Consider the following 18,450-nt stretch of genomic DNA (forward strand, 5'->3'; position numbering starts at 1 on the left):
CGTCGCAGGTCATAGGCTCAGACCTTCTCGATCTGGTTGAACGAGAGCTCGACGGGGGTCTCGCGGCCGAAGATCTCGACGAGCGCCTTGACGCGCTGGGACTCGGCGTTGAGCTCGGTGATGGTCGCGTGGAGGGTGGCGAAGGGGCCGTCGACGACGGTGACCGAGTCGCCCTCGGCGAAGTCGACGACCTCGACGGGCTTCTTGGCGGTGCCGGTGGCGCCGGAGGCGGCGGACGCGGCCTCACCGGCGGCGGCAGCCTCGGCCTCGGCCTGGGCGACGACGGCGGGGGCGAGCATGTTCTCGACCTCGGTCATCGACAGCGGCACCGGCTGGTGGCTGTGGCCGACGAAACCGGTGACCGACGGGGTGTGGCGTACGGCCGCCCAGGACTCGTCGGTGAGGTCCATCCGGACCAGCACGTAACCCGGGAGAACGGTGCGCTTGACCATCTTGCGCTGGCCGTTCTTGATCTCCGGGACCTCCTCGGTGGGGACCACGATCTCGTGGATGTAGTCCTCCATGTTGAGGGAGACGATGCGGTTCTCCAGGTTGGACTTCACCCGGTTCTCCATGCCGGAGTAGGTGTGGATCACGAACCAGTCGCCCGGCTTCGCCCACAGCTCGCGGCGGAAGGCCTCGAGCGGGTCGTCGTCCGCGGCCTCGGGCGCCTCGCCCTCGACGATCTCGTCGAAGGAGTCCTCAGCCTCGACAGCGTCGTCGGACTCGTCGGCCGCGTCGAGCTCGGCCTCTGCAGGCACGTCGGAGGCGGCCTCGGCCGTCTCGAGGACCTCGGTCTCCTCGGTGTAGTCCTGCTCAGACACGTCCTGCTCCAAACCGTTGAATGTGTATTTCGGGTGTGCTCTGCGGGCCGGGGCCCACGCGATCACGCGTCGCGGCCGCCGAACACCCAGAACATCAACTTGCCGAACCCGAGGTCAAGGCCCGCGGTGATCGCCATCATGACCAGGACGAAGACCAGAACCACGACGAAGTACGTCGAGAGCTGCTGCTGCGTCGGCCAGACGACCTTGCGGAGCTCGGCCACGACCTGACGGTAGAACGTCGGGAGACTGGTGCGCTTCTCCTTCTTGTCGTTCGGAGTCGGGACTGCCTTGCTGTCCGTCACGCCGCCACCTTCTCTCGAAACGTTTCCATCGCTGGTCCGGCTTTGCAGGGCACGAGGGACTTGAACCCCCAACCTTCGGTTTTGGAGACCGATGCTCTGCCAGTTGAGCTAGTGCCCTACGGAGGTCTGCATCAGACGCGCGGTTGAGGGCGCGGCTAACCATGTGGGAAGACCACCAACGGTGAGTCTACGCACTGGTGTTCACGCGTTCCAAACTGGGCCCCTATGACCCATAGGATTGACGGCATGACCTCAGATCCCCGTCCCCTCGCCGAGCTCTCGCGCGAGGAACTCGAAGCGTTCGCAACGGAGCAGCGCACGGCGTACGACAATTTGGTGGCCAAGGGCCTGAAGCTGGACCTGACCCGGGGCAAGCCCTCCGCGGACCAGCTCGACCTCTCCGACGGCCTGCTCCATCTCCCCAAGTCGACGACGGCCCCGGACGGCACCGACACCCGCAACTACGGCGGCCTGGCGGGCGGCATCGAGATCCGTGAGATCTACGCCGAGCTCCTCGGCCTGGAGACCGCCCAGCTCATCGCCGGCGGCAACTCGAGCCTCACGATGATGCGCGACACGCTGATGTACCTGTGGCTTCACGGTGGCGTCGACAGCGAGCGGCCGTGGGGCCGGGAGGAGACGGTCAGGTTCGTCTGCCCGGTGCCGGGCTACGACCGCCACTTCACGCTCCTGGAGTGGTTCGGCATCGAGATGCTGACCGTGCCGATGCACGCCGACGGGCCCGATGCCGACGCCGTCGCCGCCCTGGTCAAGGACGACCCGACGATCAAGGGCATGTGGCTGGTCCCGACCTACGCCAACCCGACCGGTGACACCACCTCGCAGGAGATCGCCGAGCGGCTCACCTCGATGCCGACCGCGGCCCCCGACTTCAAGATCTTCTGGGACAACGCCTACGCGCTGCACCACCTGACCCCGGCCGAGACCAAGACCGCCGACATCGTCTCGCTGGCCAACGCGGCCGGCAACCCGCACCGTCCGCTGGTCTTCGCCTCGACCTCCAAGGTCACCTATGCGGGCGCGGGGGTCGGCTTCTTCGGCGGTTCGAAGGAGAACGTCGCCTGGTGGCTCGACCACCTGAGCAACGGCGCCATCGGCCCGGACAAGGTCAACCACCTCCGGCACGCAGAGTTCTTCGGCTCGGCCGCCGGCGTACGTGAGCACATGGCCAAGCACCGCGAGCTCCTCGCGCCGCGGTTCGCGGCCGTCGAGGACGCGCTCACCGACGAGCTCGGCTCGCTCGGCGTGGCGACCTGGACCAAGCCCGCCGGTGGCTACTTCGTCAGCCTCGACGTGCTCCCCGGCACCGCGACCAAGGTGATCGAGCTGGCCAAGGGTGCCGGCGTCGCCCTGACCCCGGCCGGTTCGGCCTTCCCCGGGAAGCACGACCCGGAGGACACCAACATCCGGCTGGCGCCGTCCTTCCCACCGTTGGAGCAGGTCAGCGGGGCCATGGAGGTCGTCACGGTGTGCGTGAAGCTGGCTGCTGCGGAGAAGCTGCTCGCGTGACTTCTGTGCCAATCGCTGCCGACCGACGCGACCTACGTACGCTGCCGAAGGCGCATCTGCACCTGCACTTCACGGGTGCGATGCGCCACCAGACGCTGCTCGAGCTGGCTGCCCGCGACGGGATCCGGCTGCCCGAGCAGCTGGTCGCGGACTGGCCGCCGACCCTGAGCGCGGCCGACGAGAAGGGCTGGTTCAGGTTCCAGCGCCTCTATGACGTGGCGCGCTCGGTGCTGCGCACCGAGGCGGACATCCGACGGCTGGTCATGGAGGTCGCCGAGGACGACGTACGCGACGGGGGCAGGTGGCTCGAGATCCAGGTCGACCCGTCTGGCTATGGGGCGAAGTTCGGCGGGATCACCGCCTTCACGGACCTGGTCCTGGACGCCGTCGGCGACGCCGAGCGGGCGACCGGGCTCGGGATCGCGGTGATCATCGCCTCCAACCGCACCCGGCATCCGATGGACGCGCGCACGCTGGCGCGCCTGGCCGGGCAGTACGTCGACCAGGGTGTGGTCGGCTTCGGGCTCTCCAACGACGAACGGCGCGGGCGGACCGAGGAGTTCGACCACGCCTTCCAGATCGCCGAGCGCGCCGGTCTGCGGCTGATGCCGCACGGCGGTGAGCTGCGCGGTCCCGAGCACATCCGCACCGTGCTGCGGTCGTTGCACGCGACCCGGCTGGGTCACGGCGTACGCGCTGCCGAGGATCCGGCGCTGCTCGACGAGATCGTGCGGGCGGGCGTCGCGTTGGAGGTCTGCCCGACCTCGAACGTGTCGCTCGGCGTCTACTCCGACCTGACCTCGGTGCCGCTGCCGCAGCTGCTCGACGCGGGTGCGACCGTGGCGCTGGGGGCCGATGACCCGCTGCTGTTCGGCTCCCGGCTGGCGGCGCAGTACGCCACCATGCGGGCTGCTCACGAGCTGTCCGACGAGACCCTCGCCGACCTGGCGCGGATGTCGATCACCGCCTCGACCGCGCCCGAATCGACCAAGAAAGGTCTGCTCGCCGAGATCGACGACTGGCTGAGCACGCCCTCGCACCCCACGGATCCGGCAAGTTAAGACAGAATGTCGGCCATGACGAACCCGTCCGACGATCAGCCCGATCCCAACAAGCCGGCCGACGCCGCCACGCCGCCTGCGCCGACCCCGTCCGAGCCGGCCGATTCCGACGCGACCCAGGTGGCGACTCCGCCTGCGTCGACGCCGCCTGCGCCGACCCAGCCGATGTACGGCCAGACGTACGGTGAGCAGCCGCCGAACCCCTACGGTGGCGCGAGCTTCGACCAGAAGCCGCCGGTTCCGCCGGCTCCGTCCTACGGGACGCCTCCGCCGCCCGCATACGGCGGTCAGCCGGGCTATGGCCAGGCTCCCTACGGCGCCCCGGCCGCGTACGCAGGTCCGGGCGCCCGGCCGGACTCGAGCGCGACGACGGCGATGGTCTTGGGCATCATCGGCATCGCCGGCATCGTGACCTGCTACCTCCCGCTGATCCTCTCCCCGTTCGCCCTCTTCATGGGTCTGGCCTCGAAGAAGCGGATCGACGCGTCCAACGGAGCCCTCACCGGCCGGGGCTCGGCGCAGGCGGGCTTCATCCTGGGCATCATCGGCACCATCTTCCTGATCCTAGGCATCCTTGCGATCGCCATTTTCGTGATCATCGGCATCGCAGGCGGGTTCGACTCGGGCTATGACAGCGGGTACGAGCCGTACGACAGCGAGTTCTGAGCGATGACGAACACGCCCCCACCGGGCTACCAGCCGGCGCCGTACGGCTTCCCGCAGCCTCCGCACCCCGAGGCCAACTCGGCGATGATCTTCGGGATCGTCGGACTGTGCCTGTCGGTCATGTGCGGCGGGATCGGCGTCTTCATCGCGCCGTTCGGATGGATCAAGGGCAAGCGGGTGATGGCCGAGATCGACGCCAACCCGGCGGCCTACGGCGGACGCGGCAACGCTCAGGCCGGCTTCATCACCGGCATCATCGGGACGATCTTCGGGGCGCTCTACCTGCTCTTCTGGGTCGCCTACGTCATCTTCATCATCGTGATGCTCGTCGTCGTCTCCGAGGACACCAGCACCACGACGTTCGACAGCGTCAACGCGATGCTCGGCCGCATCTGACGGATGGACTGCGGCTACTTCACCTCCGGCGCCTGCCGCTCCTGCCGCTGGCTGGAGATGGCGTACGCCGACCAGCTCGCCCAGAAGCAGCGACGGGTCGCCGAAGCTCTCGGGGACGTACGTTGGGAGGAACCGGTCTCCAGCCCGGAGGCCGGTTTCCGCAACAAGGCGAAGATGGTCGTCGCCGGCTCGGTGGAGGCGCCGACGCTGGGGATCCTGTCGCACGACGGGCTCGGGGTGGACCTGCTCGCGTGCGGGCTGCACACCCCGGGGCTGCAGGCCGCGCTGCCGGTCCTGTCCCGGTTCGTCACGACCGCGCGGCTGACCCCCTACTCGGTGCCGGAGCGGCGCGGTGAGCTCAAGCACGTGATCGTCACCGAGGCGCCTGGCGGGGAGCTGATGGTGCGCTGGGTGCTGCGGTCGACCGAGGCGCTGTCGCGGCTGCGCAAGCACCTTCCTGCCCTGCTGGACGCGCTTCCGATCGGTGTCGCCTCGGTGAACGTCCAGCCGGAGCACAAGGCCGTCATCGAAGGCCCGGAGGAGATCTTCCTGACCGCCCGTGAGGCGCTCACGATGGAGGTCAACGGGATCGGCCTGCGGCTGCGCCCGCACTCGTTCTTCCAGACCAACACCTCCGTGGCAGCGGCTCTCTACCGCCATGCCCGCGACCTGGTCTCCTCGGTGTCACCGAGCTCGGTATGGGATCTCTACTGCGGCGTCGGCGGCTTCGGGCTGCACGTCGCCGCGCCCGGGCGCGAGGTGCTCGGAGTCGAGTCCAGCGAGCAGGCCATCGAGGCCGCCGCCTCGACCGCCGCCGAGCTCGGGCTGCCGGGCACCAGCTGGGTGGCCGGGGATGCGACCGCGTACGCCCTCTCGGCCGCTGCCGCGCCCGAGCTGGTCATCGTCAACCCACCGCGGCGCGGCATCGGCTCCTCGCTCGCCGGGTGGCTGGAGCAGTCGGGGGTCGAGCACGTCGTCTACTCCTCGTGCAACGTCGACACCCTCGCCCGCGACCTGGGCGACATGCCCTCGTTGAAGCCGGTGTCAGCAAGGCTGCTCGACATGTTCCCCAACACCGACCACCACGAGGTGCTCGTCTCCCTGACACGCCGATGAGCCGCCGAGTCGGCTCGAGTCCGGGCTGGTCGCTCCTAGAGCTCCACGCCGAGCATGACGGGCTCGTTGACGAGCACGATCCCGTACGCCGCCTCGACCCCGTCGCGTACCTCTCTCGCCAGGGCGAGCAGGTCCTCGGTCGTGCCCTCGCCGCGGTTGGTGAGGGCGAGGGTGTGCTTCGTCGAGAGTGACACGCGTCGGTTGCCGTGGCCCTTCTTGAACCCGGCGTGGTCGATGAGCCAGGCCGCGGAGGTCTTCACGGTGCCGTCGGGCTGCGGATAGGCCGGAGCACCGTCGGGCACGTCCTCGGGTGCGACCACAGGGTTGGTGAAGAACGAGCCCGCCGACCAGGTGTCGTGGTCGGCCTCGTCGATGACCATGCCCTTGCTGCGGCGCAGGGCGAGTACGGCCTCGCGGATCTGCTTGGACGGCACTCGTGTGCCCTGCTCGACGCCGAGGGCGCCGGCGAGCTGGGCGTACGCGATCGGGGAGCCGGTCTCGCCGTCGGTGCCGAGCCGGAAGGTGACCTCGAGGACCACGTGCCGCCCGGGCAGAGCCTTGAAACGCGACCAGCGGTAGCCGAACCCGCACTCCTCGGCGGTGAAGCTCCGCACCTCGCGAAGCTCGCGGTCGAACACCTTGACCGAGGTGATGGTCTGGGAGACGTCCTGGCCGTACGCCCCGACGTTCTGGATCGGAGTCGCGCCCACGCTGCCGGGGATGCCGGAGAGCGCCTCGACACCGCTCCAGCCCTTGTCGACGGCGGTCGTCACGAAGTCGTCCCAGGTCTCGCCGGCAGCCACCGTGACGCGTACGCCACCATCGACCGGCTCCGCCGACACCCCCGTGGTCGCCAGCTTGATGACGGTGCCCGGGAAGCCGGCGTCGGCGACGACCAGGTTGCTGCCGCCGCCGAGGACGAGCAGATCCTTCCCAGCAGCGTCGGCCGCGGTCACGGCCTCGATGATCTCCGCCTCGGTGGTCGCGGTGACGAACTCCGCCGCCGGTCCGCCGAGATGGAAGGTGGTGTGGTTCGACAAGGACTCAGACACGTACGGAGACCTTCGGCATGCCGAGGACCTTCTGGTCGCCGGAGACGACCGTCAGGGCGATCGTCGCCAGCCCGTCCTCGACCGACTTCACGGTGCCGCTGACCGTCACCGAGGTGCCCTCGTCGTCATCGGGCACGACGACCGGGTTGGTGAACTTGGCGCCGAGGTCGACGACCTCGGCTCCGTCGGTCCACTCCGAGACCGCGCGGGCGACCAGCGCCATGGTGAACATGCCGTGGGCGATCACGCCGGGGAGGCCGACAGCGGTGGCGATCCGGTCGGACCAGTGGATCGGGTTGAAGTCGCCGCTCGCGCCGGCGTAGCGCACCAGCGACGCCCGGGTGACGGGATAGGTCTTCGGGGCCAGCTCGGCGCCTGCTTCGAGCGTCATCACGCGACCTCCGCCGCTCGGTGGACCAGGGTGGCGGACGTGGTGCACACGACCGCCCCGGAGTCGTCGGTGATCTCCGAGACCGTGCCGATGATGTCGTTGCCGCCGATCTGTCGCAGCGAGGCGACGCTCAGGGTCGCGACCAGCACGTCCCCCGGCGCGATCGGGCGGGCGTAGGAGAACTTCTGCTCGCCGTGCACGATCCGCGACAGCTCGACCTGGACGTCGTCCAAGAAGGCGTTCATCGCGTCGAAGGCGAGCACGATCGGGAACGTCGCCGGAACCGGCTCCCCGCTCTCCCAGCTCACGCCGGCGGCGGCGGCGAACTCCCGCACCTTCTCGTCGGTGACCCGATAGGGCCTGGTCGGAGGAAACGCGCGCCCTACGAGCGACCCATCAACTGCCATGCGGCCAACTCTAGTGGCCCGCCGAGAAGTCACCCACGTCGGCCGAAGCGTCACGTACGTCGGCCGAGATGGCACGCAGGTGCCAACTCGGCCGACCGGAGCGCCAACTCGGCAAATGACGAACGCCCCGCCTCCCGGCCATCTGGAATTCAGTGGCGGGGGCGGGGCGTTCGGAGCGCAGATCAGCGTCGCGCTCTACCTAGAAGACAGGCTTCAGCGGGTCTCGCGGTGCACGGTGTGCTTGCGGTCACGCGGGCAGTACTTCTTGAGCTCGATGCGGTCGGGGTCGTTCCGACGGTTCTTCTTCGAGATGTAGTTCCGCTCCTTGCACTCGGTGCAAGCGAGGGTGATCTTCGGGCGAACGTCGCTGCTCTTGCTGGCCACAGGAGTTTCCTTACAGTGCTGATCGAGGTGATGCGGTCTTTGGCGGTAGCGGGGGCGGGGATCGAACCCGCGACCTCACGATTATGAGTCGTGCGCTCTAACCGCCTGAGCTACCCCGCCTCAACAGGAATCAGGCCCGCAGTATTTCTACCGCGGGTCCCGAACTCCAGAGCCCCTTTACGGAATCGAACCGTAGACCTTCTCCTTACCATGGAGACGCTCTGCCGACTGAGCTAAAGGGGCGTTGCGAAAGAGAACGTTACGGCAGGGCCGGCGCACTCAACAAATCGGCGAAGCCCATCGCTTCCTCGAGCTCGAAAGCGACCTCCAGGAGCGTACGTTCGGCCCCCGGAGCGGCGCCCAACATCATCCCCTGAGGCAGCCCGGAAGCGGTCCGCTGGACCGGCAGCGACACCGCCGGACCGCCGGTGACGTTCTGCCACGGGGTGAAGGCGACCCAGTCCATCAGCCGCTTCAGGACGAGCTCGTACGGCTGCGTCGGCGCGAGGTAGCCGATCTCCGGAGTGGCGTGGGAGACCGTGGGCGTCAGGACCACGTCGTACGCCGCATGGAACCCCTCCGCGAGCACCGTGGAGCGGCGCAGCCGGTTGATCGCGGCGGGCAACGTGCGCGCGTTCTTGAGGGTCGCCGCGGAGAGGCCGAGGGTGAGGTTGTCCAGGCGGGTGCGGTCCCAGGTACGGCCGCGCAGCGGCCCGGCGTTGGCCAGCGCGACTGCGAGCGAGCCCCAGTAGAGGACGAAGTCCGCGTCGAACCCGGCGGGCACCGGCGGGGCGACCTCCTCGACGGTGTGGCCCAGCTCTTCCAGCACCGCGGCGGTCTTCCGCACGAGGTCGGCGACCTCCGGGGCGGCCGAGCGGCCGAGCGCCTCGGTGTACATCGCGATCCGCAGCCGTTTCGCCGACGGGCCGGTGACGTCGCCGATCGGCGGCAGATGGGTGTGGTGGACCCGCTCGGCCTCCCGCAGGAAAGCGGCGGCGTCACGCACGGACCGGGTCAGGACTCCGTCGACGACGAGGTTGACCGGCAGCAGGCCGTACAGCGGGTTCTTCGGGAGCCGGTCGCGGGTCGGCTTGAAGCCGACCACGCCGCAGGCCGAGGCCGGGATCCGCAGCGACCCGCCACCGTCGTTGCCGTGGGCGAGCGGGACGGCGCCGGCGGCGACCAGCGCACCGGCTCCGGCCGAGGACGCCCCCGAGGCCAAGGCGGTGTCCCACGGGTTGCGTACCGGCCCGAACCGCGGATGCTCGGCGGTCGCGGAGAAGCCGAACTCGGAGAGCTGACTCTTCCCGAGCGAGATCAGACCGAGCTTCCCGAGCAGCTTGACGACCTCCTCGTTGCGGGTCGCCGGGCCAGCGACGTACGAGTCGGTGCCGTTGCGCGTCGGCACCCCGAGCACGTCGGTGTTGTCCTTGACCAGCGTCGGCACTCCGGCGAAGAAGCCAGCCCGCGGCGAGCGGGCCTGGACCCGGGCGCGGTCGAAGGTGCGGTAGGCCATCGCCCCCAGCTCCGGGTCGACCGACTCGATCCGGGCGATGGACGCCTCGACCGCCTCGAGGGTGCTGAAGTCACCGCGCCGCAGGGCACCGGCGACCCCGACCGCGTCGAGAGTGCCGAGTACGTCGTCGGTGAAGGCGTGCACTCGAGCCATGCCGTCAACGTTAAGCCCGCGGCAGCCTCAGAGGAGGAGGTACGCCACCAGCGGAATCAGGAGACATGTCACAACCGCGGTGAGCCCCATCGCCAGTCCGGAGAAGGCGCCCTCGACGCGGCTCTCCTCCAGCATCCGGGAGGTGCCGATGCCGTGGGAGACCGCTCCGACGGCGACACCGCGGGCCCGCGGGTCACGGATGCCGATCAGGGTCAGCACTCGCGGCGCGACCATCGCCGCGACGATTCCGATCACGATCGCGAAGGCCGCCGCGAGCTCCGGATAGCCGCCCAGGCGGTCGGCCAGCTCGATCGCCACCGGCGTCGTCACGGCCTTCGGAGCCATCGTCCGCTCCAGCACGTCGCCGCCACCGAGCCAGCGCACCAGCAGGATGCCGCTGACCATCGACACGAGGGCACCGGCGGTCAGCGCGACCAGGACGGGCACCACCATCCCCTTCAGCCGCGCGACCTGGTGGTAGAGCGGGATCGCCAGCGCGACCGTCGCCGGGCCGAGCAGAAAGCTGATCAAGGTGGTGGCGTCGGCGTAGTCGTCGTAGGTCGTGCCGCTGACCGCCAGGAGGGTGCCGACGATCACGATCGCCACCGCCACCGGCTGGGCCAGTGGCGAACGGGTCCGCGCCCGCAGCCACCGCCCGAGCTCGTACGCCGCCACCGTCACGAACAGCCACAGGATGACGCTCACTCGATCTCCTCCCCCGGCGCGCCTTCGGTGCCTGCGACCTCGGGCACGCGGCGCAGGAACAGGCTGAGCACCCAGCCGACGGTGGCCAGGCCGAGGACCCAGGAGCCGATCAGTGCGACGACGATCGGCACCGCCGCGTCGCGGATGACCGCAAGGTAGGCGATCACACCGACACCGGCCGGGATGAAGAAGAGCTGCAGGTGGGAGAGGAAGTAGTCGCCGACCTGGATGACCGGGTCGTCCTCGCCGTCACGGCGCCGCAGGACCAGGGCGACGAAGAGCAGCAGCATCCCGACGACGGGTCCGGGCAGCGGGATCCCGGTCAGCTCGACGATCGCGGTTCCGGCCAGCTGGCACCCGAGCAGCCAGAGCAGGCCGACGATCACGGGGTCAGAGACTCGATCGCCATCGCCGCGCAGCCCACCAGGCCCGAGGAGTCGCCGTGGAGCTGGGCCATGAAGGTGAGCTCGCGGGTGGCGATCGGGTTGGAGCGGGCGTAGACGCTCTCGCGCACCCCGGCGGTGTAGAGGTCGAACGCACCGGCCATGTCACCGCCGATGACGACGACCTCCGGGTTGAGCAGGTTGACGGCCGCGGCCACGACCTCGCCGAGCTGTCGTCCACCCTCGCGCAACAGCCCGCGCGCGACGGCGTCACCGTCGTTCGCGGCGGCCACCAGGTCGCGTACGTGACCGGCGGGGACGCCGGAGTCGGTCAGCCGCTGGGCCAGCGCCCAGCCGGCCGCGACCGTCTCCAGGCAGCCGGTCGAGCCACAGCGGCAGGGCCGGTCACCGGCCGCGTCGATGCGGGTGTGGCCGATCTCGCCGGCCGCTCCCAGGGCGCCGGTGACGACCTTGCCGTCGACGATGATGCCCATGCCGAGACCGGTCGAGGCCTTGACGACCAGGGCGTTGCGTACGGGATGGTCGGAGTTGAAGAGCTCCGAGCGTGCCAGCGCGTGGGCGTCATGGGCGAGGATCAGCGGCCCGTCGGTCAGCGCGGTGAAGTAGGGGGCCAGCTGGACGCCGTCCCAGCCGCCCATCGCCGGGGTGTCGATGCTCATCCCGAGATCGGGGTTGACCACGCCGGGCAGGCTCATCCCGATCGCCAGCACCGGCAGGTCGATCGAGGTCACCATCTTGGTCATCCGCTCGACGACCTCGGGCATCAGCACCTCGGCGGAGATGCCGACCTCGTGGTCACGGGTGTCTCCGGCCAGCTCGCGCCCGGCGAGGTCGAAGACCGCCGCCTGGCTCCGGCTGCGGCCCACCGCCACGGCCAGCACGACCCCTGGGTCTGAGGATTCGTCACTCACGACTGCAGTCTAAGCACGACGCTCGACGCCGCCTAAGACCGCGAGCGCAGGCGTGCGTTGGGAAGCGGGGGTGCCGGGATCGGCCGCTGGTGGTTGCCCTCGACGACGCCGAAACGGCCCTCGGCCAGGTCCTGGGAGTCCTCGACCAGCTCGCCGCCACCGCGGGTGACCTGGCCCTGCCACTCCTCGCGGTAGCCGACGACCTCCTCGTGGGTGCGCCCGACGAAGTTCCACCACATGATGATCGACTCGCCGAACGGCGTACCGCCGAGGAGGAGCAGCCGGGTCCACGCCTCACCGGCCTGCAGGATCAGCGTGGTCGCGCCGGGAGGGGCGTAGGCGAGCGAGTCCTTCTCCACCTCGGCCGAGGCCGGACCGGACGCGCCCAGACCGGTCATCGACACCTCACCCGTGTCCACGAGTACGCCGTGCTCGAACCGGTCGTCGACCTCGATCTCGAGCCGGGTGCCGGGCTCGAGCAGGATCTCGGCGCCGAGGATCTCGGAGTGGGTCCGTACCGGCGAGGTGACGCCGAGGAGCGACCCCATGAAGACCCGCACGGTCGCGCCGTCGCGCTCGATCGGCGTGGGAGCGTGGTTCTGGAACGCCGGCTCGACGTCACGGAACTCGTCGGGCAGCGCGACCCACAGCTGCGCCCCGTGCAGAACGGTGGTCTCGGGGGTGGAGTTCTCCGAGTGGGAGATCCCGCGTCCGGCGGTCATCAGGTTGACCTCGCCCGGTCGCACCATCGCCACGGTGCCGACCGAGTCGCGGTGCTCGATCTCGCCGGTGAACAGCCAGGAGACCGTCGCCAGCCCGGTGTGCGGGTGGGGCGGCACCTCCATCCCGCCGGAGACGACGACGTCATCGGGACCGTAGTGGTCCAGGAAGCACCACGCGCCGATCAGCGAGCGAGCGCGGGCGGGCAGGGTGCGGCGTACGTTCATCGCTCGCGGACCGCCCAGGGGCACGTCGCGCGGAGTGATGATCTGGATCTCGACGCCTTCGTCGCCGGTCCCACCGACACACTCGATGGGCGTGGGGTGTGCGTCCAGGTTGGTCATGCTCTGAACGCTACTCGCCATGCCTGCGTCACATCGAGGTCGCCGGAGGGCTACCTCGATGCCACACGATGTGGCCCGTGCTCATCGCTCAGCTCGCGAACTTCGTCGGCCCCACCTCCGGCGGCATGAAGACGGCTCTGGAGGCCCTCGCCCGTGGCTATCTCGAGGCGGGCCACGACCGGCTTCTCGTCGTCCCCGGCCCGTACGACTCGGTCACCACGACCGACCTCGGCGAGGTGGTGCAGCTGAGAGCGCCGCGCGTGGGCGGCGGCTACCGGCTGATCATCGAGCCGTGGCGGGTGACCGACGTGCTGACCCGCTTCAACCCGACGAGCCTCGAGGTCAGCGACAAGTTCACGATGCTGCCCGTCTCCCGCTGGGCTCGGCGTCAGGGCATCGGGACGGTCCTCTTCTCCCACGAGCGCCTCGACGAGTACATGCCCACCTACACCGGCATGGACGCCACCTCGAAGGTCTCCACCGCGCTGCTCAACCGGATGCTGGTGCGTTCCTTCGACCAGGTGCTGGTGACCTCCGACTACGCCCGGCACGAGTTCGAGCCGCTGGCCGCGACCGTCGGGTGCCCGATCGCCCAGGTGCCGCTGGGCGTCGACCTCGACAACTTCTCCCCCTCGCTCGGGCACCGCGACGACACCCTGAGACTCATCCACGTCGGACGCCTCTCCCGCGAGAAGTCCCCCGACCTCGCCGTCGCCACCGCCGTCGAGCTGCATCGGCGCGGGTTCGACGTACGCATGGACGTCTACGGCGACGGGCCGCACCGTGCCGAGATCGAGGCCCTCGCCGCCGGCGCGCCGGTCGTCTTCCACGGGCACGTCTCCGACCGCCACCGGATCGCCCGAGCGCTGGCCGAGGCCGATGTGGCCCTCTCGGTCTGCCCCCGCGAGACCTTCGGACTGGCAGTCCTGGAGGCCCTGGCCAGCGGTACGCCGGTCGTGACCGCCGACCGCGGCGGCGCCCGCGAGCTCATCGATCCCCGGTGCGGGGCCTGGGCCGCCGCCCACCCGGCGGCGCTGGCCGACGCGGTCATCGACGTCGCCGAGCGACCGGTGATGGCGACCCGTCACGCGGCTCGCGAGCGGGCCGAGCAGTTCCCGTGGTCGCGCACGATCGAGGAGATGCTGGAGCTTCACTCCCGCCTCGCTCGGGAGACCGGGCCGACCTATCTCCTCGCGCGCTCGCGACAGCGGCAGGCGGCTCGGCGCTCCCGGCGCTATGCGTGAACGGGGCCGGATCGTCAGAGTGTCGGAGCGCACCTCCTGTTGGGAAGCCGTTACCCTGCTGTGACCCTTCCAGGCCAACGACCACGTGAGGCGCACATGAGCGAGCTGACGACGCAACAGCGCACGCACTTCGCCGACTCCTTCGGGCCGGTGTGTCGGGCGTACGGAGAAGATCCGCCGACCTCCTACGACTATCGAGACGTCACCTGTGGTGAATGCCGGCACGCCGCGCCCTACATCAGCGCACTGCCCGAGCACCTCAAGCCCAGGTCGACCAGGCGGCGCTCGTGGCCGCGATCGATGCAGGAGCGAGCCTGAGGCACGCCTTCGAGCGGCTCACCTCTGAGCGGTGAATCGCTCCGGGGAGGCCCCGGGTGGCTCCGGCTGCACCGGGGTCCACCTGTCCGCAGATCGCGACCGGGCGAGGCCGACGATCCCGGTGACCAGCAGCGCCCCGGCGCTCACCGCGACCCACAGCGTGGGGGCGGAGGCACCGAAGGCGACCACCGCGGCGACGTACGAGACGGTGGGGTTGGTGATGGTCATGGCCGCCATCGCCCACGGCAGCGGGCCGGCGGCGAGCGCCGCCTGGGTGAGCACGATCCCGAGGCCGCAGGTGCACAGCAGGCCGTAGAACGCCGGTAGCGTCAGCAACCCGGGGAACCCGTCGGCGGCGGCCCGGTCGGCGGTGATCTTCAGCAGCACCGAGGTCGTCGCGAACGAGCAGCCGGCCGCGACCGCCGTGGTCGCGGCCGCGATCGGCGGCGGGAACCGATGGGCCACCAGCAGGAGTACGCAGATCACGACCGCCACGCACCCGGCGAAGAGCGCGACGCGACCGACGTCGGCATAGGTGCCACCGCGGTGGTCGTCGGTGACCAGCAGGATCACGCCGCCACAGATCGCGGCCCCGCTGACCCAGTCGGAGACCGTCGGCCAGTGGCGGGCGGCGATCGAGGCGAAGACCAGCGCGAAGAGCAGCTGCGTGGGCATCACCGACTGCACCACCGAGACCGACCCCAGATGGAGCGCGACCGCCTGCACCCCGAAGCCGATCGCGTTGATCACCGCGCCGACGACCCACAGCGGGCTGCGCACCAGCGCCAGCATCAGCTGCTCGACACCTGAGATCCCGCCGCTGCGTCCGGGCGCGAGCGCGCTGGCGCGCTGCTGAACCGCGGCGGAGAGCGAGAACAGGACGCATGCGCCGATGGCCAGGCTCACGGCCGCAGCATGATCCATGCTTCGACGCTAGGCCTCGCGAGGAAAGCCCGGCCGCCGCCGACGCGAGCAACACGCGATCAGCGGATGAACCCTGAGGGTCACCCTTCCTTCGCGCCCATGATCCCGCCGCAATCGCCCCCGAGAAGCGACTAAACCCAACCGGGCACCGTATTACCAGGCAGTATGGAACGTTTACCTCTACTTGGTAATCGCGATGCCGTGTCGCACGGACATCCGTTCGCTGGGTGTCCCTAGCGTCATGAAGCGCACGCGGAGGTGTCGTAAGCGAGTGTTTTCGACTCATAGACCGCGTTGCGATCAATTCGAATTGACGACGAAAGGTATGAAATGAGCAAGAAGACAGGGCTGCTCCGCCGCACCGCGGCCGTCGCCGCCTTCTCGGGTGTCGCCTTCGCGCTGACCATGGGAGCAGCCGAGGCCGCTCCGGTCACCGCTGACACCACCACTGCCGTCAGCACCGCGACCGCGGACCTCTCTCCCTCGTCCGAGAAGGCCTGGGCCGACTTCATCCTCGGCGGCTCGTACATCACCGGCGGCGCGGCCCAGATGGTCAGCGGTGCCTGGGTCGGCGCTCCCGGCCTGATCCTCGCCGGCGCCACCGGCTCCCCGATCACCCCGGAGCAGGCTGCGGCCTGGGCGAACTGGGACGAGGGCGGGCAGAAGATCGGCGAGGGTGCCGCGATGATGGTCGCCGGCGCCTATGTCGGCGCGCCCGGCATCATCCTCGACCAGATCGCCGGCGGGGCGACCCCGGGCGACCTGTCGCCGGCCGAGCTCGAGCAGGTCTCGTTCCTCATCCCTGAGGGCAGCCCGGCGCTCGACGGTGTTCCGACCGAGCAGATCCCGAACCCGATGGCTCCTCTCGGCTCCTTCTGAGAGCCGGCATGACCGAAGCCGACCGATCGTAGCTCCCACCACGATTCGATCGGCTCCGTCCACAGATGGCCCAGGCGTGCACTCCTGCACGGCCGGGCCATCTGCGCATTTACGCACCTTCAAACAAGAACGTTGCAGTTTGTCGAAAATTACGTCATTACATTTCATTCGTCACTATTTGACATGAAATCAGCCGTGTCGAGTTGCCGTGACAACCGTTGATCCTCCTAGCATCACTTCCCGGATGCGAACGTATCGATACTGCATCGATCCGGGGGTCGCGTCCGTGCGTGATGTTTCAATTCGAATTGATCGATGAAAGGTACGAAATGAACAAGATGACAGGGCTGCTCCGCCGCACCGCGGCCGTCGCCGCCTTCTCGGGTGTCGCCATCGCACTGACCGCCGGTACCGCCACGGCGGACGAGGGCACCCACCACAACCGCACCGAGGCCGAGTGCATCGCGGAGAACTCCTCCGGCGCCTCGGACCTCTCGCCCTCGAGCCAGAAGGCCTGGGCCAGCTTCATCTGTGGCGCCGGCCAGGCCACCGGCGGCGCCGCCCGCATGGTCTCCGGCGCCTGGGTCGGCGCCCCGGGCCTCATCCTGATGGGTGCCACCGGCGACGAGCTGAGCCCGGCGCAGAAGAAGGCCTGGGTGAACTGGGACGGCGGCGCGCACCAGGTCGGCAACGGTGCCGCCCTGGTCGTCTCCGGCGCCTACGTCGGTGCCCCGGGCATCGTCATGGACAAGATCACGGGCGGGGCGCTCCCGAGCGAGCTGTCCGACAGCGAGCTGGACCAGGTCTCCTTCCTGCTCCCCATGGAGAACCCGGCCCTCGACGGCCTCCCCGTCGGCGCGGTCCCGAACCCGATGGCTCCTCTCGGCTCCTTCTGAGGCAGCTGACCGTGGCCGAGTGATCACCCCCTACCGACCGCTCGGCAACGGCACACAGGTGGCCCTGGGCGTGCATTCGTGCACAGCCAGGGCCACCTGCACGTTTTCCGTCAGGTTCAGTCTTCAGGTTCAGTCGTACGCCAACGGCTCCTCGATCACGTCCATCACCGCTCTGGCGATCCAGTAGTGGCGGCCGCCTCGACCCGACCGGCCGGCCGCCTCGATCCACCCGCGCCGCTCGGCGTCCTGGATCAGGTTGCGGGCACCCTGGTTGGTGAGGCCGGTCGCGTCCTGGACGCGCTTGACGGTCAGGTAGGGGTTGGCGAACAGCAGCGTGACCAGCCCGGACAGGTTGGCGCGTGAGGTGGCGGCCTCGTCGAGATAGCTCTCCCGGAGCGCGACCAGGCGCTCGGATCTGGTCGTGGCGTCCTCGGCCGAGCGTCGCACCGCGGTGAGGAAGAACTGCAGCCACTCCTGCATCTCGCCACGCTCCCGGACGCTCTGCAGCCGCTGGTAGTAGGTCTGGCGGTGGGCCTCGATGTAGCCCGAGAGATAGAGCAGCGGCGTGGTCATCCGCCCCTCCTCCATCAGCATCAGGTTGATCAGCAGCCGCCCGATGCGCCCGTTGCCGTCGAGGAACGGGTGGATCGTCTCGAACTGGTAGTGCATCAGCGCGCACCGCACCAGCGTCGGGCTGAGGTCGGGGACGTTGACGTACGCCTCCCAGTCGGCGATCAGCTCCGGCAGGTCGGGAGGGAGGGGCGGGACGTACGCGGCGGTCGTGGGGTTGTCGGTCGGCGACCCGACCCAGACCGGGGTCCGCCGGAACTCACCAGGGTGGCGCTCGTGCCCCCGGACGCCGGTCAGGAGCGTCTTGTGGAGCTCGAGAACGAGCCGTTGGCTGAGCGGCCAGCTCTCGATGAGCTCGAAGCCCTGGCGGGTCGCGGCGAGGTAGGCCTTCACCTCGGCGACGTCCTCGCTCCTGGTCGCCTGACCGCTGACCTCGTCCTGGAGGACCTCCTCCAGCGAGGTCTGGGTGCCCTCGATCCGGGAGGAGGCGACCGCCTCCTGGGTCAGGTAGGGCCCGATCAGCAGCTCGGGATCCTGGATCAGCGCGCTCACTCCCTGGAGGCGCCCCAGCGCGGCGTCGGCGTCCGAGAGCGCCTTCACCGTGAGTGGCTGTAACGCCAGGTCACGCGGGATGTGGGCGGGCCGGTAGTACCAGTAGGCCCACTTGTTCCCCGGTTCGCGGGTCGCCCGGCCGAACTGCGGAGCGTCGTACCTCTCCGGATCCATGGCCGGTC

22 protein-coding genes and 3 tRNA genes are annotated in these 18,450 nt (G+C 69.5%); 9 read left to right on the forward strand and 16 right to left on the reverse strand.

What is annotated here, in order from left to right; translation table 11 throughout:
• Nucleotides 1-17 precede the first annotated feature (17 nt).
• The 3 genes from nusG to ACFU7D_RS06800 all read right to left on the reverse strand — a co-directional run bounded on the left by nusG (nt 18) and on the right by ACFU7D_RS06800 (nt 1,247).
• On the reverse strand, nt 18-824 hold the full coding sequence (gene nusG / locus ACFU7D_RS06790) for a transcription termination/antitermination protein NusG (RefSeq protein ID WP_378728793.1): 807 nt from the start codon (nt 822-824) through the stop codon (nt 18-20).
• A 62-nt stretch (nt 825-886) separates the two neighbouring features.
• Complete coding sequence (secE, locus tag ACFU7D_RS06795) at nt 887-1,129, reverse strand: preprotein translocase subunit SecE (RefSeq protein ID WP_378728795.1); 243 nt, start codon at nt 1,127-1,129, stop codon at nt 887-889.
• Between the two features lie 45 nt (nt 1,130-1,174).
• A tRNA-Trp gene (locus ACFU7D_RS06800) sits at nt 1,175-1,247 on the reverse strand.
• A 128-nt stretch (nt 1,248-1,375) separates the two neighbouring features.
• On the opposite strand from ACFU7D_RS06800, the gene ACFU7D_RS06805 reads away from it, so the two are divergent.
• The 5 genes from ACFU7D_RS06805 to rlmC are packed head-to-tail and all read left to right on the forward strand — an operon-like array spanning nt 1,376 to nt 5,898.
• Complete coding sequence (locus ACFU7D_RS06805; RefSeq protein WP_378864868.1) at nt 1,376-2,659, forward strand: aminotransferase class I/II-fold pyridoxal phosphate-dependent enzyme; 1,284 nt, start codon at nt 1,376-1,378, stop codon at nt 2,657-2,659.
• A complete protein-coding gene (locus ACFU7D_RS06810; protein WP_378864871.1) occupies nt 2,656-3,720 on the forward strand; it encodes an adenosine deaminase in 1,065 nt (354 codons plus the stop codon). Before ACFU7D_RS06805 ends, ACFU7D_RS06810 begins: the two co-directional genes overlap by 4 nt.
• Before the next feature lie 15 nt (nt 3,721-3,735).
• Complete coding sequence (locus ACFU7D_RS06815) at nt 3,736-4,386, forward strand: DUF4190 domain-containing protein (protein WP_378864874.1); 651 nt, start codon at nt 3,736-3,738, stop codon at nt 4,384-4,386.
• A 3-nt stretch (nt 4,387-4,389) separates the two neighbouring features.
• Nucleotides 4,390-4,782: a DUF4190 domain-containing protein gene (locus ACFU7D_RS06820; RefSeq protein WP_378864877.1), complete on the forward strand. Its 393-nt coding sequence runs from the start codon at nt 4,390-4,392 to the stop codon at nt 4,780-4,782.
• Nucleotides 4,783-4,785: 3 nt separating this feature from the next.
• Nucleotides 4,786-5,898: a 23S rRNA (uracil(747)-C(5))-methyltransferase RlmC gene (gene rlmC, locus ACFU7D_RS06825; RefSeq protein WP_378864880.1), complete on the forward strand. Its 1,113-nt coding sequence runs from the start codon at nt 4,786-4,788 to the stop codon at nt 5,896-5,898.
• 35 nt (nt 5,899-5,933) lie between these two features.
• Here the strand turns inward: rlmC and ACFU7D_RS06830 are convergent, their stop codons facing one another.
• The 11 genes from ACFU7D_RS06830 to ACFU7D_RS06880 form a co-directional block, all read right to left on the reverse strand.
• Nucleotides 5,934-6,950, reverse strand: coding sequence for a UDP-N-acetylmuramate dehydrogenase (locus ACFU7D_RS06830; protein WP_378864883.1), 1,017 nt, complete (start codon nt 6,948-6,950; stop codon nt 5,934-5,936).
• Entirely contained in the window at nt 6,943-7,341 is a 399-nt protein-coding gene (locus ACFU7D_RS06835) for a MaoC/PaaZ C-terminal domain-containing protein (protein ID WP_378864886.1), read from the reverse strand. The genes ACFU7D_RS06830 and ACFU7D_RS06835 overlap by 8 nt, the downstream gene beginning before the upstream one ends.
• Nucleotides 7,341-7,748: a MaoC family dehydratase N-terminal domain-containing protein gene (locus ACFU7D_RS06840; RefSeq protein WP_378864889.1), complete on the reverse strand. Its 408-nt coding sequence runs from the start codon at nt 7,746-7,748 to the stop codon at nt 7,341-7,343. The genes ACFU7D_RS06835 and ACFU7D_RS06840 overlap by 1 nt, the downstream gene beginning before the upstream one ends.
• Nucleotides 7,749-7,961: 213 nt before the next feature.
• A complete protein-coding gene (gene rpmG, locus ACFU7D_RS06845; protein ID WP_045551858.1) occupies nt 7,962-8,132 on the reverse strand; it encodes a 50S ribosomal protein L33 in 171 nt (56 codons plus the stop codon).
• Nucleotides 8,133-8,178: 46 nt separating this feature from the next.
• A tRNA-Met gene (locus tag ACFU7D_RS06850) sits at nt 8,179-8,252 on the reverse strand.
• Nucleotides 8,253-8,302: 50 nt separating this feature from the next.
• Nucleotides 8,303-8,375 (reverse strand) — tRNA-Thr (locus ACFU7D_RS06855).
• Nucleotides 8,376-8,391: 16 nt separating this feature from the next.
• Complete coding sequence (locus ACFU7D_RS06860; protein WP_378864892.1) at nt 8,392-9,801, reverse strand: amidase; 1,410 nt, start codon at nt 9,799-9,801, stop codon at nt 8,392-8,394.
• Nucleotides 9,802-9,828: 27 nt separating this feature from the next.
• Nucleotides 9,829-10,506: an LrgB family protein gene (locus ACFU7D_RS06865; protein ID WP_378864895.1), complete on the reverse strand. Its 678-nt coding sequence runs from the start codon at nt 10,504-10,506 to the stop codon at nt 9,829-9,831.
• Entirely contained in the window at nt 10,503-10,892 is a 390-nt protein-coding gene (locus ACFU7D_RS06870) for a CidA/LrgA family protein (protein WP_378864898.1), read from the reverse strand. Before ACFU7D_RS06870 ends, ACFU7D_RS06865 begins: the two co-directional genes overlap by 4 nt.
• Nucleotides 10,889-11,821 (reverse strand): ROK family protein, encoded by a 933-nt coding sequence (locus ACFU7D_RS06875; protein ID WP_378864901.1) that lies wholly within the window; start codon nt 11,819-11,821, stop codon nt 10,889-10,891. The genes ACFU7D_RS06870 and ACFU7D_RS06875 overlap by 4 nt, the downstream gene beginning before the upstream one ends.
• Nucleotides 11,822-11,853: 32 nt before the next feature.
• Complete coding sequence (locus ACFU7D_RS06880; protein ID WP_378864904.1) at nt 11,854-12,885, reverse strand: pirin family protein; 1,032 nt, start codon at nt 12,883-12,885, stop codon at nt 11,854-11,856.
• Between the two features lie 68 nt (nt 12,886-12,953).
• Here ACFU7D_RS06880 and ACFU7D_RS06885 point away from each other — a divergent pair, with 68 nt between their 5' ends.
• Complete coding sequence (locus ACFU7D_RS06885; protein ID WP_378864907.1) at nt 12,954-14,129, forward strand: glycosyltransferase; 1,176 nt, start codon at nt 12,954-12,956, stop codon at nt 14,127-14,129.
• A 96-nt stretch (nt 14,130-14,225) separates the two neighbouring features.
• On the forward strand, nt 14,226-14,447 hold the full coding sequence (locus tag ACFU7D_RS06890; protein WP_378728813.1) for a hypothetical protein: 222 nt from the start codon (nt 14,226-14,228) through the stop codon (nt 14,445-14,447).
• Between the two features lie 18 nt (nt 14,448-14,465).
• Here the strand turns inward: ACFU7D_RS06890 and ACFU7D_RS06895 are convergent, their stop codons facing one another.
• Nucleotides 14,466-15,371 (reverse strand): DMT family transporter, encoded by a 906-nt coding sequence (locus ACFU7D_RS06895; RefSeq protein ID WP_378864911.1) that lies wholly within the window; start codon nt 15,369-15,371, stop codon nt 14,466-14,468.
• Nucleotides 15,372-15,701: 330 nt separating this feature from the next.
• Between ACFU7D_RS06895 and ACFU7D_RS06900 the strand changes: the two genes are divergently transcribed.
• Together ACFU7D_RS06900 and ACFU7D_RS06905 are read left to right on the forward strand one after the other, a co-directional pair.
• Nucleotides 15,702-16,250, forward strand: a complete 549-nt coding sequence (locus ACFU7D_RS06900; protein WP_378728818.1) for a type III effector — start codon at nt 15,702-15,704, stop codon at nt 16,248-16,250.
• 329 nt (nt 16,251-16,579) lie between these two features.
• Nucleotides 16,580-17,146, forward strand: coding sequence for a type III effector (locus ACFU7D_RS06905; RefSeq protein WP_378728819.1), 567 nt, complete (start codon nt 16,580-16,582; stop codon nt 17,144-17,146).
• A gap of 129 nt (nt 17,147-17,275) precedes the next feature.
• Here the strand turns inward: ACFU7D_RS06905 and ACFU7D_RS06910 are convergent, their stop codons facing one another.
• Nucleotides 17,276-18,442: a Fic family protein gene (locus tag ACFU7D_RS06910; protein WP_378864914.1), complete on the reverse strand. Its 1,167-nt coding sequence runs from the start codon at nt 18,440-18,442 to the stop codon at nt 17,276-17,278.
• Nucleotides 18,443-18,450 lie beyond the last annotated feature (8 nt).

This window comes from Nocardioides sp. NPDC057577 (assembly GCF_042801335.1).
Lineage (GTDB): Bacteria > Actinomycetota > Actinomycetes > Propionibacteriales > Nocardioidaceae > Nocardioides.

What these genes read in the sequence shown, in the direction of transcription:
- ACFU7D_RS06820 (WP_378864877.1), top strand. Translation starts at nt 4,390, where the DNA reads ATGACGAACACGCCCCCACCGGGCTACCAGCCGGCGCCGTACGGCTTC.
- ACFU7D_RS06805 (WP_378864868.1), top strand. Translation starts at nt 1,376, where the DNA reads ATGACCTCAGATCCCCGTCCCCTCGCCGAGCTCTCGCGCGAGGAACTC.
- ACFU7D_RS06890 (WP_378728813.1), top strand. Translation starts at nt 14,226, where the DNA reads ATGAGCGAGCTGACGACGCAACAGCGCACGCACTTCGCCGACTCCTTC.
- ACFU7D_RS06895 (WP_378864911.1), bottom strand. Translation starts at nt 15,371, where the DNA reads ATGGATCATGCTGCGGCCGTGAGCCTGGCCATCGGCGCATGCGTCCTG.
- ACFU7D_RS06815 (WP_378864874.1), top strand. Translation starts at nt 3,736, where the DNA reads ATGACGAACCCGTCCGACGATCAGCCCGATCCCAACAAGCCGGCCGAC.
- ACFU7D_RS06900 (WP_378728818.1), top strand. Translation starts at nt 15,702, where the DNA reads ATGAGCAAGAAGACAGGGCTGCTCCGCCGCACCGCGGCCGTCGCCGCC.
- ACFU7D_RS06905 (WP_378728819.1), top strand. Translation starts at nt 16,580, where the DNA reads ATGAACAAGATGACAGGGCTGCTCCGCCGCACCGCGGCCGTCGCCGCC.
- ACFU7D_RS06835 (WP_378864886.1), bottom strand. Translation starts at nt 7,341, where the DNA reads ATGACGCTCGAAGCAGGCGCCGAGCTGGCCCCGAAGACCTATCCCGTC.
- ACFU7D_RS06880 (WP_378864904.1), bottom strand. Translation starts at nt 12,885, where the DNA reads ATGACCAACCTGGACGCACACCCCACGCCCATCGAGTGTGTCGGTGGG.
- ACFU7D_RS06840 (WP_378864889.1), bottom strand. Translation starts at nt 7,748, where the DNA reads ATGGCAGTTGATGGGTCGCTCGTAGGGCGCGCGTTTCCTCCGACCAGG.
- ACFU7D_RS06885 (WP_378864907.1), top strand. Translation starts at nt 12,954, where the DNA reads ATGTGGCCCGTGCTCATCGCTCAGCTCGCGAACTTCGTCGGCCCCACC.
- rlmC (WP_378864880.1), top strand. Translation starts at nt 4,786, where the DNA reads ATGGACTGCGGCTACTTCACCTCCGGCGCCTGCCGCTCCTGCCGCTGG.
- ACFU7D_RS06860 (WP_378864892.1), bottom strand. Translation starts at nt 9,801, where the DNA reads ATGGCTCGAGTGCACGCCTTCACCGACGACGTACTCGGCACTCTCGAC.
- ACFU7D_RS06910 (WP_378864914.1), bottom strand. Translation starts at nt 18,442, where the DNA reads ATGGATCCGGAGAGGTACGACGCTCCGCAGTTCGGCCGGGCGACCCGC.